Origin of the sequence: Streptomyces sp. NPDC020780 (assembly GCF_044334475.1) — a bacterium.
In the GTDB taxonomy this organism is placed as follows: domain Bacteria; phylum Actinomycetota; class Actinomycetes; order Streptomycetales; family Streptomycetaceae; genus Streptomyces.
On sequence record NZ_JBIRTB010000007.1, the window covers coordinates 57,843 to 72,332 of the forward strand.

Annotated in this window: 12 protein-coding genes; 4 read left to right on the forward strand and 8 right to left on the reverse strand. The window is 70.9% G+C overall.

All coding sequences use genetic code 11. The features are described 5' to 3' along the window. The first annotated feature begins 104 nt into the window (after positions 1 to 104). Both fsxC and fxsT read left to right on the forward strand, forming a co-directional pair. Complete coding sequence (fsxC, locus tag ACH4VO_RS14915) at positions 105 to 1,448, forward strand: FxsC protein (RefSeq protein WP_360986573.1); 1,344 nt, start codon at positions 105 to 107, stop codon at positions 1,446 to 1,448. Then, positions 1,445 to 5,380, forward strand: a complete 3,936-nt coding sequence (fxsT, locus tag ACH4VO_RS14920) for an FxSxx-COOH system tetratricopeptide repeat protein (protein ID WP_360986570.1) — start codon at positions 1,445 to 1,447, stop codon at positions 5,378 to 5,380. The genes fsxC and fxsT overlap by 4 nt, the downstream gene beginning before the upstream one ends. A 123-nt stretch (positions 5,381 to 5,503) precedes the next feature. On the opposite strand, the gene ACH4VO_RS14925 is transcribed toward fxsT, so the two are convergent. The 8 genes from ACH4VO_RS14925 to ACH4VO_RS14960 all read right to left on the reverse strand — a co-directional run bounded on the left by ACH4VO_RS14925 (position 5,504) and on the right by ACH4VO_RS14960 (position 12,877). Next, on the reverse strand, positions 5,504 to 6,388 hold the full coding sequence (locus tag ACH4VO_RS14925) for an alpha/beta fold hydrolase (protein WP_360986567.1): 885 nt from the start codon (positions 6,386 to 6,388) through the stop codon (positions 5,504 to 5,506). A 339-nt stretch (positions 6,389 to 6,727) separates the two neighbouring features. Next, a complete protein-coding gene (locus ACH4VO_RS14930) occupies positions 6,728 to 6,934 on the reverse strand; it encodes a DUF397 domain-containing protein (protein ID WP_360986563.1) in 207 nt (68 codons plus the stop codon). Next, entirely contained in the window at positions 6,931 to 7,782 is an 852-nt protein-coding gene (locus ACH4VO_RS14935) for a helix-turn-helix transcriptional regulator (protein ID WP_360986560.1), read from the reverse strand. Before ACH4VO_RS14935 ends, ACH4VO_RS14930 begins: the two co-directional genes overlap by 4 nt. 354 nt (positions 7,783 to 8,136) lie before the next feature. Beyond that, a complete protein-coding gene (locus ACH4VO_RS14940) occupies positions 8,137 to 9,576 on the reverse strand; it encodes a serine/threonine-protein kinase (RefSeq protein ID WP_360986557.1) in 1,440 nt (479 codons plus the stop codon). A gap of 694 nt (positions 9,577 to 10,270) precedes the next feature. Then, positions 10,271 to 10,855 (reverse strand): YcxB family protein, encoded by a 585-nt coding sequence (locus ACH4VO_RS14945; protein WP_360986554.1) that lies wholly within the window; start codon positions 10,853 to 10,855, stop codon positions 10,271 to 10,273. Between the two features lie 15 nt (positions 10,856 to 10,870). Continuing rightward, the gene (locus ACH4VO_RS14950; protein WP_360986551.1) at positions 10,871 to 11,443 is read right to left on the reverse strand and encodes a YcxB family protein; all 573 of its coding nucleotides are present in this window, start codon (positions 11,441 to 11,443) and stop codon (positions 10,871 to 10,873) included. Between the two features lie 143 nt (positions 11,444 to 11,586). After that, positions 11,587 to 12,084 (reverse strand): phospholipase, encoded by a 498-nt coding sequence (locus tag ACH4VO_RS14955; RefSeq protein ID WP_360986548.1) that lies wholly within the window; start codon positions 12,082 to 12,084, stop codon positions 11,587 to 11,589. A gap of 280 nt (positions 12,085 to 12,364) precedes the next feature. Further along, a complete protein-coding gene (locus ACH4VO_RS14960; RefSeq protein ID WP_360986545.1) occupies positions 12,365 to 12,877 on the reverse strand; it encodes a hypothetical protein in 513 nt (170 codons plus the stop codon). A 181-nt stretch (positions 12,878 to 13,058) separates the two neighbouring features. On the opposite strand from ACH4VO_RS14960, the gene ACH4VO_RS14965 reads away from it, so the two are divergent. Both ACH4VO_RS14965 and ACH4VO_RS14970 read left to right on the forward strand, forming a co-directional pair. Next, on the forward strand, positions 13,059 to 13,406 hold the full coding sequence (locus tag ACH4VO_RS14965) for a GntR family transcriptional regulator (protein ID WP_360986542.1): 348 nt from the start codon (positions 13,059 to 13,061) through the stop codon (positions 13,404 to 13,406). Then, a complete protein-coding gene (locus tag ACH4VO_RS14970) occupies positions 13,403 to 14,365 on the forward strand; it encodes a DUF1648 domain-containing protein (protein WP_360986539.1) in 963 nt (320 codons plus the stop codon). The genes ACH4VO_RS14965 and ACH4VO_RS14970 overlap by 4 nt, the downstream gene beginning before the upstream one ends. Positions 14,366 to 14,490: the final 125 nt, after the last annotated feature.

A 14,490-nucleotide genomic window follows, 5' to 3' on the forward strand; every position in this document is an offset into this window, starting at 1 on the left:
GTATGGATGTCTGAAAAGCGGCGTTGTTTGACCGAACGCCATGGGGGTGGAGCAAGGTCCGCTCCGGAATGATGAATGCGCTCGCACCCCTCCACAGTCCCGGGATGCGGGTGCTCACACAGGACGGGGGTCGTGTGCACGCATTGACGCAGCAGCGAGCGGACCATCGGCCGTACTTCTTTCTCAGCTACGCGCATACACCGGGGTACGGCGGTGGGACGGACCCGGATATGTGGGTCGAACGGCTTTTCCAAGATCTTTGCGGCCACGTGATGGCCATGACCAACCTGCCCGCCGGTGCTGCCGCAGGCTTCATGGACCGGGAAATGCGCTCGGGGGAGGGCTGGTCCGAACGGCTGGGTGGCGTGCTGGCCAACTGCCGGGTCTTCGTGCCGCTGTTCTCCCCTCGCTATTTCGCCAGTGAGATGTGCGGCAAGGAGTGGTACGCCTTCGAACAGCGGGCCATCCACCACAGAGCCCGTTCGAACGAGCCGGCAGAGGCGATCGTCCCCGCACTCTGGGTCCCGGTACCACCCAGCCAACTACCGGGCCCCGCAGAGCGGTTACAGTTCAATCACCGTGACTTCGGTGACCGCTACGTCAGCGACGGCCTGTACGGGCTGATCAAACTCCGGATCTTCGCCCAGGAATACGAGCGGGCGGTCTACGAACTGGCGAAACGCATTGTCAGCGTGGCCGACACCGTACGCATCGACTCGGGAAGACCGCTCGACTTCCGCCTCGTCCCGAGTGCGTTCGGGCCCCGGGACAGCGGCGCGGGTGCTCCTCGGCCCATGCGCATCACCATCGCGGCGCCCACCCGCCATGATCTGCCCGAAGGGCGCAACCCGGTCTACTACGGCGACAACCCCCAGGAGTGGAATCCCTACCACCCGGCTGCGGCCAGACCCCTGGCCTACGTCGCCGAGGAACTGGTGCGTTCCCTCAACTACCAGGCCGTCGTCACCTCGTTCGACGAGGAATCAGGGCATCCGGAGGGGAAGCAGACCCCCAGTACCCCGGAGATACTCCTCGTCGACCGCTGGGCGCTGCAGGACGAGGACCGAAGGCGCCGGCTCGCCGCCTTCGACGCGGAGAACCGGCCTTGGGTGACCATGGTGGTGCCCTGGTGCAGGGAGGACCATCAGAGCAGGGCCGCGGAGGCCGAACTGACCGAGAAGCTCGAGCAGACGATGCCGGCCAAGATGCGGCAGGGGCGGGCCTTCTGCCGCGCCGCGGCCAAGGGGGTACCCACCATGGAGGCGTTCGGGCAGATCCTTCCCCAAGTGGTCGAGGTGGCCGCCCAGCAGTATCTGCGGCATGCCGCGGTCTATCCCCCCGCGGGCGGACGGCACAGTGAACGGACGCGGCTGATGGGGCCCATGGGCGGCAGCACGCAGTTCATACCCGACATGCACGACCCTGCGACGGATGCGGAGGACGTATGACAGCCGGTCGTGACGGGCGCGTCGTCACTTTCTACTCGTACAAGGGTGGCACGGGCCGCACCATGGCCCTCGCCAACACCGCCTGGATCCTCGCGGCCAACGGCAAGCGGGTCCTGGCCGTCGACTGGGACCTGGAAGCCCCCGGACTCCACCGCTTCTTCCACCCCTTCCTCGATCCCTCGACCCTCGGCGCCACCACGGGCGTGATCGACCTGATCACCGAGTACGCCTGGGCCGCCACCAACCCCGCCCAGCGCGCCGACGACTGGCACCGCGACTACGCCCGCATCCAGCCGCACGCGGTCTCCCTGAACCCGGAGGCGCTCGGCTGGGAGTTCCCGCGGGGCGGCACACTCGACTTCGTCTCCGCCGGACGGCAGAACCGCGAGTACTCCGCCACCGTCTCCACCTTCGACTGGGACAACTTCTACGACCGGCTCGGCGGCGGCCACTTCTTCGACGCCCTGCGCGACGACATGAAGGCCAACTACGACTACGTCCTCATCGACAGCCGTACCGGCCTCAGCGACATCGCCGACATCTGCACCGTCCACCTCCCGGACGTGCTCGTCGACTGCTTCACCCTCAGCGACCAGTCCATCGACGGCGCCGCCGCCGTAGCCCGGCAGATCGCCGAGCGCTACACCGGCCGTCCCATCTCCATCTTCCCCGTTCCCATGCGGATCGACGAGGGGGAGAAGGAGAAGGCCGACGCCGGCCGCGCCCTGGCCCGGCTGAAGTTCGACAGGCTGCCCCGCGACCTGTCCGGCGACGAACTCACTGCCTACTGGGGCGCGGTGGAGATCCCATACCGCCCCTACTACGCGTACGAGGAGACCCTCGCCACCTTCGGCGACGAGGCGGGGCTGAGCAACTCCCTGCTGTCCGCCTTCGAACGCCTCACCGCGGTCGTCACCCAGCAGGAGATCACCTCCATGCCCCCGGTGGGCGAGGAGGTACGGCTGCGCATCCGTGACGCCTTCACGCGGCGCAGGCCCGCGTTGCCCGCCGACCTCTTCCTCAGCTACGTGGCGGAGAACCGGATGTGGGCCGACTGGGTCGAATCGGTCCTCACGCGGGCCGGCTTCCGGGTCGTGCCGCGTGACGTGTCCGCCGACCCCGGTTCCCCCGACACCGGGCACCATCCGCCCGAGACCGCGGCCCGCACCGTGGTGCTGCTCTCCAGTGCCTATCTGAAGTCCCAGCGGGCGGTGGACCTGTGGGAACGGGCGGTCTCGGACGATCCGGGCGGCGGCCGGCGGCAGCTGCTGCCGCTCAGGGTCAGCGACGTACGGCTGTCCGCGCCCTACATCGACCGCAACCCGGTCGACCTGTTCCGGCTGGACGAGGTGCACGCCACCACCGCTCTGATGCGGGCCCTGGACAGACCCGTACAACTCGGCGACGGTGTGTCGCCCGGCCCCCGCTTCCCCGGCACCGTGCCGCGGATCTGGAACGCGCCGCCGCGCAACCCGGGCTTCACCGGCCGTTCCATGGTCCTGGAGCGGATGCGTGACCAGCTCGGTGGCGGTATGGCCGTGGTACTGCCGCAGCCGCAGACCCTCTACGGGCTCGGCGGTGTCGGCAAGACCCAGGTGGCCCTGGAATACGTGCACCGCTTCATGGCCGACTACGACCTCGTGTGGTGGATATCGTCCGAGCAGACCGACGACGTGGTCGCCAGCCTCGCCGAACTCGCCGTACGTCTCGGAGCCCAGGGCGGCGACGACATGTCCGCCGCCTCGAAGGAGGCCGTTGACCTGCTGCGACGTGGCGTGCCGTCCGACCGCTGGCTGCTGGTCTTCGACAACGCCGACGATCCCGAACGGCTCAGGCGCTACTTCCCGCAAGGCGGATCCGGCCACATCCTGGTCACTTCCAGGAACCAGGCCTGGTCCCAGCACGGTGACGCGCTGCCCGTCGACGTGTTCCTCCGCGAGGAGTCGATCGAGCACCTCCAGCGCCGCGCCCCGGGCCTGAGCGACGCGGACGCCGCGGCGGTCGCCACCGCCGTCGGGGACCTGCCGCTCGCCGTCGAGCAGGCGGCGGCCTGGATCGCGGAGACCGCCACCCCCATCGACGCGTACCTGGACCAGCTGGCCCGCCAGGCTCCCCAGGTCCTGGCCCTGAACCAGCCGGCCGGTTACCCGGAGCCCGTCGCGGCGACCTGGAACATCTCCATCGCCCGCCTCAAGGAGCGGTCGCCCGCCGCCGTGCGGCTGCTCCAGCTCTGCGCCTTCTTCGCCCCGGAGCCGATCTCCGCGAACCTCCTCTACAGCAAGGAGATGATCGAGGCGCTGAAGCCGTACGACGCCTCGCTCCAGGAGAAGCTGGTCCTCGGCCGGGTCATCCGGGAGATCGGCCGCTTCGCCCTCGCCAAGGTCGACCAGGTGTCCAACTCCATCCAGGTGCACCGCCTGGTGCAGGCCGTGATCCGGGCCCAGCTCAGCGACGAGGAGCAGCGCGAGGCCCGGCACGTCGTGCACCGCATCCTGGCGGGCGCCCGCCCCGACGACGACGAGCCGATCGACAACCCGGAGACGTGGCCCCGCTTCGCCACCATCTGGCCGCACCTCGGGCCCTCCGACGCGCGCAACTGCAGGGAGCCGGAGACCCGGCGGCTGCTGATCGACCGGGTGCGCTACCTGTGGAAGCGCGGAGACGTCCGCACCGCCGGAGCGCTGGGCGAGGAACTGCGCGAGGTCTGGCTGGAGATGCTGGGGGAGCGGGACCTGCAGTACCTGTACCTGTGCTTCCACCTCTCCAACATCCTGCGCACCCGTGGGCGGTACGTGGAGGCCAAGGAGCTCGACGAGTTCACCCTCCACCGCCAGCGGGAGGTACTGGGGCCCGAGCATCCGCACACGTACATGACCACCAGCAGCCTCGCCATCGACCTGGGACTCCTCGGTGACTACACCCGGGCGATCGAGCTGGCGACGGAGGCGCACGAGGGGTTCAGCCAGATCTTCCACGACAGGCACCCGAGGACCCTGGCCGCGGCCAACAACCTGGCGCTGAACCTGCGCAGTGTCGGGCAGTACGCACGGGCCCGGGAGATCGACCAGGACGTCTACGACCTGCGGTCCGAGGTGCTGGGACCGGAGCACCCGTACAGTCTGTCCTCCGCCATGAGTCTGGCCCGCGACCTGCGGGAGGTCGGACGATACGAGGACTCCGTGGGTCTGCTCGCCCGTACGTACGACAGCTTCAAGGCGACACTCGGGCGGACCTATCCCACCACGCTGAGCGCCGCCAAGAGCCTGGCGGTGTCGCTGCGCAGGGCGGGGCGGCTGGAGGACGCGCGCCGGCTGACCGTGGCCACCCGTGCGAGGTACCGGGCCAAGTACACGTCGGCCAACCCCGAGTCGCTGGCGTGCGACCTCAACATGGCGGCCGACCTGTTCGCCGCCGGGGAGGCGGCGGAGGCCCGGGACGCCGCCCAGGAGGTCGTCGACCAGTACATGAAGGTGCCGGGGGAGAAGCACCCGTACACGCTGGCCGCACAGAACAACCTCGGTGTCTACCTCTCGGGCGCGGGTGCCCCCGAGGACGCGGAGACGCTGCTGACCCGGGTGGTCGCTTCGATGCGTGAGGTGTTCGGACGCGAGCACCCGAACACCCTGTTCTCGGTGATGAACCTGGCGAACGCCACGGCCGACCGGGGTGAGCTGGAGATCGTGCTGGAGACGGAACGCCAGGTGTCGGGGCAGCTCAGGGAGGTCCTCGGGGCGCACCACCCGGAGACACTGGCCATGATGTCCAACATGGCGGTCACGCTCGACGCGATGGGGCGCACGGACGAGGCGCTGCGGCTACGGACCGAGACGGGGGACGAACTGGCACGGCAGCTCGGGGACGACCATCCCCTGACCCGGATAGCGCGGGACGAGCGCCGCTTCCGGCGCGAGCTGGAACCGATGTCGGTGTGAGGGTTCGGCGGGGGCTCCCGGACGGAGCCTCCGCCGCCTTCGTCTCTCGTTCCGCTGTCTCCCCGTTGCGCTGTCTCCCCGTTGCGCTGTCTCCCCGTTTCCTGTTTCCTCGGTTCCTTGTTTTCAGCAGACTGCGGCTTCCCGGTCGTCCAGCAGCCAGTTGAGCACCGAGGGCAGTACGGAGAGCGCGTCGAAGTGCGCCGCCGTGGGTTCCATCACGGCGGTGACGTCCGGGATCCGTCCGGCCAGCCAGCGGGAGTGGCCGACCGGTGAGAACACGTCCTTCTCGCCGTGCCACAGCATCACGGGGCCCGTGATCTCCGCGGGGTCGAACCCCCACGGCCGGCAGAACGCGATGGCGTCGTCGATCCATCCGTACGCCGAATGCCGCAGGCCCTCACGGTAGTTGGCGAGCAGCATCGCGCGGATCCCCGCGTCGTTGACCACGGTCCGGTCGGAGTCGGTGAGCTCCCGGCGCAGGTCGTCAAGGAGCCGGGCGGGGTCCTGCCGGATCTCCGCCGAGCGGCTGATGAAGGACTGGGCGAGCCCGTCGGGATCGGCCGCGGCCCTGGAGTACGCGAGCACGTTCGACGCGGCCATCCCGTCGAACCAGTCCAGGCCCTCGGCGTCCCAGGGGGCCAGGCCCACCAGTGCGGCGGTGCGGGTGACCCGGTCGGGCATCAGTGCGGCACAGGCCAGGGCGTGCGGCGCGCCACCGGACCGGCCGACCACGGCGAACCGCTCCAGCCCCAGGGAGTCGGCGATCGCCCGCACGTCGTCGACGACGTCCGCCACCCGGCGTCCCGGCCGCCGGTCGGAACCGCCGTAACCCGGGCGGTCGTAGGCGATCAGCTGCATCTTGCGCTGGTAGAGCACCATTCCGCGGGGAGCGGGTCCGAGTCGGCTGCCCGGCATTCCGTGCAGGAGGAAGACCGGTCGGCCGCGCGGATCCCCTTGCCGCTCGACCATCAGCTGCCGCCCGTCCGACACGCGCACCCGACTGCGCACCCCACCGCCTCCGCCCGCTCGCCCCGCCACCGGCCGGGCAGCAACTGCCCGGCGTGTGCTGCCCGTTCGATGATGTCCTATCCAGGGCGATTGCGGCACTCCGCGTGATGGGGAACCGGAGGTGTTCGGAGCGTTCAGGGGTGTTCGGGGGTGCCGGGGGTGTCCGGCTCCGGGAACCCGCTCCGTGGTATCCGGACGTCCTGGGCGCTTTCAGGACAAGCCCGGTCCTCACCGGCTGCCGGTCCCGGGGGCACCGTCTGCGCCTTACGCATGACGAGGGGCGCCCGCATCACGTCACGTGCTGCGGGGGCCGTCATTCCGTCGAGAATCTTGTTGAAGTCAGCTCCGAGCAAGCGACACGAACGCCGCCCACTCGCCACGGCCGACCCGCAGTACCGGACCGTGGCCCGTGACCTTCGAGTCCCGTACGTACACCGCACCGTGGCCGGCGGCCACCTCCAGGCAGTCTCCGCCGCCCGATCCGCTGTAGCTGCTCTTGAACCAGCGCAGCTCGTGCACGTTCCCGGTTCCCTGCTTCACGCTCATGTCTCTCCCACCAGCCGTTCGATGAGCCGTGCAGACTCCTGGGCGTTCAGCGCCTGCGATCGCAGCTTGCCATATCGCAATGCGAAGCCGCTGACGTCTGCAGGATCACTGACGATGCACCCGATCTCCTGCGCCTCGATGTATCCGAGCCGCCTGAGCTCACTCGTCTCGACCAGGACGAACGGACCGTCCAGGCCGGGATGGAAGCCACTCCCGGCCGGCATCACCTGGACTTCCACATTGCGCGAAATGCCCACCTCCAGCAGGTGTCGCCACTGCTCCCGCATCACCTCGACGCCGGCCACGGGGTTCCGCAACGCCTCCTCACCGATGATGAACGACAACTCCGCCATCGGGTCCCGCGTCAGCAGCCGCTGGCGGCCCAGCCGGGCCTCAGTGTGCTGGTCGACGATCTCCTCGCTGAACGGCGGGCAGTGGCCGGCGAACACCGCTCGCGCGTACGCCTCCGTCTGCAGCAGTCCCGGCACCAGGAGCGGGTCGTACGAGAAGCGACTCAGCACCTCCGCCTCGATGAGCGCGAAGTTGCGGAAGAACCGGGGAAGCTTCGCCCGGTCCACCTCGGTCTGGAGCACGTCCAGCACGCCCCCCGCCCCCAGCACCCGCTCCGCCGCGACCGTGAACGTCACCTTCGCCGCCCGCCTGCCCTGCTCGACCGAGGCGACCTGCTCCAGCGAGTACCCGATGGCCTCGCCCAGCGCCTGCTGGTTCAGTCCGGCACGCCTGCGCAGGTGCTGGAGGAGCGTTCCGTACGCCACCCACATCCCCGGCAGATCGTTGTCCTCCTTCGCCTTGACCTTCGTCGCTCGCCCATTACCCGTCTCCCGCACTGCCCTCACACCCTTCCGGCCACCCCACTGCGACGGGACATGGTTCAACAGCAGGGGCCACTCCCGCGTCACTGCCCCGGACTCGTACAGCACCCGTACAAGCCGGACGGGCCCCTTATCCGCCGGAGCGCGCTCCCTCGCCGCGGATCCCAGGGGCGTCGCGGTCCGGGAAGCGGCCGGCCGGGACGGCGGGCCGGCGTACGGACGATGTGTTGGTGCCTCCCGGCGCTCCGCGCGCGGATGCCGGGGCCAGGCCAGGCACGTACCAGGCGCGACACGGGCGCCGTGCTTTCCCCGTGCGTCCGGTGGGACGGACTCGTCGCGGGGCTCCTCCCGGCCGTAGTCGCGTGGGTGTCAGCGTTCCCCGGCCGCCGATTCGGGCCCCTTGCGGGCCTTCTTCTCGGCCTGTTCCTTCTTGTCCGCCTTCCCTGACCGTTGAGCGGGGGGCTGGGTCGCGCGGTCTTTTCCGGGTGGCGCTCCTGAGGTGTCTTCGTCCCGTGGCGCGGCCTGTGTCGCCCGGTCGTCTGACCCGCGGGCGCCCGCGCCGTCAGCGCGTGCGCCATGCGAACTCTGGGACGTGGAGGGGAGGCCTTGCCGGGATGCGCCGGCGGGACGCGTGTCGGCAGCGGTGCTGCGGCCGGAGGACGGAGCCGCTGGAGAGGTGGCCGACTCCGTCTGCGCGTTGTTGCCTGCTGCGTCCGTCGTGCGGCCGGGGGTACCGGTGACCGTGGTGGTGACACGGCTGCTGTCCGGCGGAGCGGAGGTGCCGGTGACGACGACCGCGGTCGCCACGGCAACGGTGAGTGCGGAGGCCGTACCGACTACGAGGAGACGCCTCCGAACGGGTGTGCGGGGGGCAGCGTCGTGCGTCACCGGATTCGCCTGAGTGCGGCCGACCGTCCGTGACGACTGCCGGGCAGCGGCGGGACTCGGGGTGGGCGTCGGTGGGACGAGGGACACGGGGGCGGAGTCCGCCACCGCGCTCAGTGCGTGGGCGCAGTCGCGGGCCGATGGCCGGGCCTGCTCGTCCAAGGCCGTCATGTCCCGCAACAGGCTGCTCAGTTCTTCGGGCAGCTCACGGGGCGGGACGGGGTGACGATGCAGGCGTGCGATGGCGGCCTCGAGGGGGCCACCGTCGTACTCGAGCCTTCCTGTGAGGCATTCGAGGAGTACCAGGCCGAGGGCGTAGATGTCGGTGGGCCGACCGACGGGTTGGCCGAGGACCTGCTCGGGAGAGAGGTAGGCGGGTGTGCCGACGAGCGTGCCGGTGGCGGTGCGGGTGGTCGTGTCCAGACGTCGGGAGATACCGAAGTCGGCCAGGTAGGGCCGGTCGGCATGGTCCAGGAGAACGTTGGAGGGCTTGACGTCGCGGTGGACGATTCCCGCGTCGTGCGCGTGACCCAGCGCCTGGGCGATGCCCGCACCGAGTGCGGCTGTGTCGCCGACGGGCAGCGGGCCCTCGGCGATGCGCCCCTTCAGCGTGGTCCCTTCGACCAGTTGCATGACCAGGAAGGTACGTCCGTCGTGCTGCCCGGCGTCGTAGACGGTAAGGAGTCCGGGGTGGTGGAACCGGGCCAGGATCAACGCTTCGCCGGCCAGGCTCTCCTCCCCGCCGGTGCAGGCGTCGGGCCGGAAGACCTTGACCGCGACCGGTCGTCCCAGCCGCAGATCGAACCCGCGGTACACGTCCGCAGCGCCGCCCGAGCCGACGACGCCGTCCAGACGGTACCGGCCGCTCAGCACCTCCGCCGAACACCGGGATGCTGTGGCCGGAGCGAAGTCGCGCAGCCTCATTCCCACTCCCTCTGCATCGGAGGGCTCACACCCTTGGCGGGTCCTGGACGACGCGCCTTCCTGACGCGGGTACCCGCGAGGAGCTGGTTTAGCCTCACGCCCTCGCGGACACAGCCTGCCGGTTTCCCGGTCGGACACGTTCGCCGCGGTGACCACGACCAGCCACGCCCACGGCGTCGTCCCGGCCGGACCCCGGGCCGAGGACTGGACGGCCGCCACCGTCCACGACGTCTTCGGCGTCCACGTCCGGGGGCGCCCGCAGCACGGGCCGGGCCGACCAGAACGTCACATACGCCCTGCGGACGTAACAGGCGTGGAGGGCTGGCCGTGCCGCGCTGGCTGCCCACCGCCGCTGGGCCCGCAGCAGGCGGCTCCGGCCGCTCGGGAGGCGTGGAAGCCGCCAGTGCGGGAAAACCGGCACAATCCCAGTGTGAACGGACAAGAAGTTGACCTGGCCGACCTCCTCGGTACCTGTGAGACCCCGACCCTTGAGTTCAAGCGGTCCGCGAAGCGGGAGGGGAAGCGGGAGGGGAAGCGCGGAGACGCCATCGGTAACGCTGTCTGCGCCATGGCCAACGACCTCGCGGGCAAGGGCGGCGGCGGGGGCATCCTCCTCGGCGTCGCTGACGACGGGGCTGCCGGATCCTGGAGGCGCTGTGCCGTCGGCCATGCGGCTTCGGGGGTGGTCCCGTGGTCACATCCGGGTGGTGTGCTCGTTCAGCAGTTCCCGCAGCCGGCCCAGGTCCCCGGCCTCGTGGGCGCCGCGTTTGGGCAGGACGTCGAGGCACATGATGTTGGGGTCCCGGCTGAGCAGGACGAAGTGCCCGGCGGTCTCGCGGTAGCCCCGGAAGACGGACCACTTCTGGGTGAGTGCGCTGTGGTCGTTGGCGCAGGTGATCCCGGCCGGGGAGACGGTGACCCGGTACTCGCCCTGCCAGCCGACGAGCCGCTGCACACTGGCGGCCTGGAGGCGCGGATACCCGCACAGCACCAGGACGACGAACAGGAACAGAACGGTGGAGACCGCGTCGACACGCCCGCGGCCCACGGTCGAGAGCACCCACTGCCCCACCCACAGGGTGAGGAAGACGGTGCGCAGCAGCAGCCCGGTCCGCTTGATCCGCCCGCGGACCCGCAGGCCGACCAGGGTGTCCGCGGGCTGGGGCCGGAACGACAGGTGGGCGCCGGTCCGTTCGTCCAGGGTGCCGTCGGCGTGGCGGGCAACCTCCACACCGCCGTCGAGGCGTTCGGTGTCTGCGGTACTGCTGCCCTCGGCCATGGGCCCTCCCCGGTGTCAAGATCCCGCGGATCGTACCGAACTTCGGTTGGGGTGCTGCGGTCGGACGCCGCGGTGGGGCAGGCGGTGGTCGAGTATCGCGCGCAGCCGGTCCGTCGCCTCCCTGCCCACGGCCCGCTTCGGCAGGTAGTGCACGACGAGGAGGTAGGGCGCGGGTGACAGCAGGACGAATCCGGTGGCGGTCTCCACGTATCCGCCGAGGCTCCGCCAGCCACGGCGGGTCTCCATGTCCGCGCAGGCCAAGCGCACCCCGTCGCCGGAGTCGGCGACGGCCACGCTCCACGGCCCCAGCGGGGCGCCCATCCTGGTGTGCCAGGCGGCCAGGGCGCCCGTCCTGAGGGCGAGCCCCGACACGCAGCCGAGGAAGGCGAATCCCGCCATGAGGGCGTCGCCGGACAGGAGCCACACAGCTCCTACGAGGAACACCGGCAAGGCCAGTCCCCGCATCCGGCCCTTCATCCCGAGCGCCCGCCCACGGGCGCGGAACGCGTCGGACCAGTCCGGCCGGCCCAGCTCGTACCGCAGCGCGACGACGGCCTCCTCCGTGGTGCTGCTCAGCCCCTCTGTCACGGCCCCGCCCCTCCCTGAACTGCGGTGTGGTGGGCCGTGATCGTAACTGGAGGGGGTCCATGGCCGGCCCGCCCGGTCGTCACCTCCGGCCGGGAGGCCGAGCCTTGGCTGCCGGTGCCCGGGCCCGGGCGGAGGGGCGAAGGTCAGGCGGCCCGGGAGAGTCCGGCGGTGTTCGCCTCGGCCGGTGCGATGCCGAAGATGTCCACTGCCTTGTAGTAGGTCCATGCCGTGGTGTTGCACGCCTCCAGCTGGCTGCCGGTGTAGCGGGCGCACACGCGCTTCAGGTCCGCGTAGAAGGCGGAGTCGATGCGGGACTTGTTCGCGGAGAACAGGCCCACGGCCTTGTAGTTGCGGTAGCCGAAGTCGTGGCGGGCGCAGGCCTTCTGGAAGGGGAAGCCGAACGGGTTGTCGGGGGAGGTGCTGCAGTAGTCCGTCGTCCAGTTGAAGCCGTACGCGGCCCAGGCGCTCTGGTTGTTGCGGGCGGTGTTCCAGGCGCTGTAGCTGGAGGCGCTCGTCTGGGTCCAGGAGCTGAGGACCTGCAGTTTGTCCGACGGGGCGGCCGAGGCGGACGCGGCGGGGATCAGGGCGAGCGGGAGCGACAGGGTGACTGCGGCGAGCGGGACGGTGAAGCGGCGACGCATGAGCAACCTCCGGAGGAAGAAATAAGGGGGTTGTGCCGGCCGTACTCCTCGCCGGTCTCGCGAGGCCGCTCCAGAATGAAGCCATGTACCTGCCATGCCCAGGGCTTCGTCAGGTAGCTGCCAAAGGTTCGGTCCGCTGTGGGGAGGCGGGCCCGTTCTCGCCACGGGCTCGGGTGACACGGCGGAGCGGCCGGCCGGCCGTCCCGTGCCCGGCAACCGGTCGCCGCAGCCCCACCCGGCCGCCGTTCACCACCGGTCGCTGCTCCCCGCAAGGCCGCCGTTACCGCCCCTGCGACTCCAGGTGATAGGTCGTGTCGACCCAGAAGCCGTTCGTGGCCCTCGCCCTGATCTCCAGTACGTACTGGCCGGGCAGCAGCGGTGCCATGCCGCCCCATATTCCCCACGCGTAGCGCTGGATCAGTCCCGTCCGGAACGGGGCGGTGAACTCCCGCAGTGGCAGCGGAATGCCGTTGAGCGAGGCCGCGGCTTCCGCGACCTTCATGGACAGGGGCACCTTCGAATACGACCTGGAGTGCTGCATGTTGAGCACCGGGAAGAACACCGGCCGGTCCGAGGGGATCGCGCAGCGCCGTTCCACCCGGCCACCGTAGGTGCCGGCCAGGAACCAGAGGTCGTGCGGCTGGTTCACGGCCGCGTGTTCGCCCGTCGTGTCCTCGACCGGGCTCCGGCCCTCGGGTGCGGACAAGGCCCACTTCCACCACCGGCCGGCGAGTCTCCCGCCCTCTTCGCCGTTCAGTTTCCACCCGCTGTCGACGGATTCCGTGCCGCTCATGAAGCCCCTCCCGCCCGCAGCCCCCTGGCCCGGGACTCGTTTCGAACGAGCAGACAGTAGCCGGGGTGAACCGGGTGCCGGCCGGTGGCCCCCGGGTCCCCGGCCGGTAGCGGCCCGCCGCGTGGACCGGGGGCGGTGCGGGAGACGCATGGAAATGAATGGTGCTATCGTCATTAGCACCATGTTGCTGAACTTGAATGCTGCGGACAGCAGCCCCCTGCACGAGCAGGTGGCGGGCGCGATCCGGCGTGCCGTCGCCGAGGGGGAGTGCTCCCAGGGAGACCGGCTGCCTTCGGCCCGGGAGCTCTCCCAGGCGCTGGGCGTCAACGTGAACACCGTGCTGCGCGGCCTGCGGGCACTGCGGGACGAGGGTGTCCTGGAGTTCCGGCGCGGCCGCGGTGTGACGGTGGCCGCCGGGGCGGACCGGCGGTCCCTGGTGCAGGAGCGCGTACGCGAGCTGGTGGGCGAGGCGGCCCGCCTGGGGTACAGCAGGAGCGACCTCGTAGAGATGATCAGGGGGATGGCGTGAGCGGTTCGACGGAGCGTGGGAGTGGGGCGGCGTGGGGAGCGGCCGGATGGTCGGCCGGGGTCGCGGCGTTGCTGGTGGGTCTGCCGCTGGTCGCGCGGGGGCGCCTGCCGGAGAGGCTGGCGACCCATTGGGGCGGAGGCGGGCGGCCCGACGGATCCATGCCCCTGTGGGCGGCGGTGGTCTTCCCGGCGCTCGTATGGATGGGGCTGGCGCTGTGTGTGGTGCTCGGGTGGCGGCGGGCGGGCGGCGCGACCAGGGGCTGGGTGGGAGCCACCCTCGGCTCGGCCGGGCTGCTCCTCGTCGGCGCCCAGGCGTCGATCGTACGGGCGAACCTGGACCGTCAGGACTGGCGTGAGGCCGGCTCGGTGACGGGCGGGGCCCTGGTGGCCATCGGTGTGGCGGCCGGGGCGGGGGTGGTCGCCTGGTTCGCGGGCCGCGACCGGTCCGCGGCCGGGGGGCGGGCGGCGGAGGGCCCGCGGATGGAGATCCCGCAGGGGCGGCGACTCGTCTGGTTCTCGCGTACCTCCAGCCCGTGGCTTCACGCGGTCTCGGCCCTGGCCGCGCTGGTGGCCGTGGCGGCGGTCCTGGCCTGGGCGGGAGGGCTGGCCGGGCCGAACTGGTCACTGATCGCACCGACCGCGTTCGTCTCGCTCGTGCTCCTGGAGTGTGCCTCCGTCCGGACGCGGGTCAGCGAGGCGGGATTCGAGGTGTCCTTCGGCCCGTTCGGTCTGCCGGTGCGGCGCTGGGCCGTGCGGGACATCGAGGCGGCCCGGGTCGAACACCGCACCCCCGCGCAGGCCGGCGGCTGGGGGTACCGGCTGAACGGCCTGGGCACCACGGTGATGCTCCGGGGCGGTGAGTGCCTTGTCGTGCGGGCCCGGGGCAGGGACTTCGCGGTGAGCGTGGACGACGCCGAGCGCGGCGCCGCGCTGCTGAACTCGCTCCGCGCCCAGGTGTGAGAGGCGCGCCCCACCCTCGCGGGAGGGTGGGGGACCGGGCGCCAGGGGCACCGGCGGCTCTGCGGGACAGGGCGGGCGGCGGGCCTCGCCGGGTGCCGGGCTGACCTTCGCGGCCCCGAGAGGCC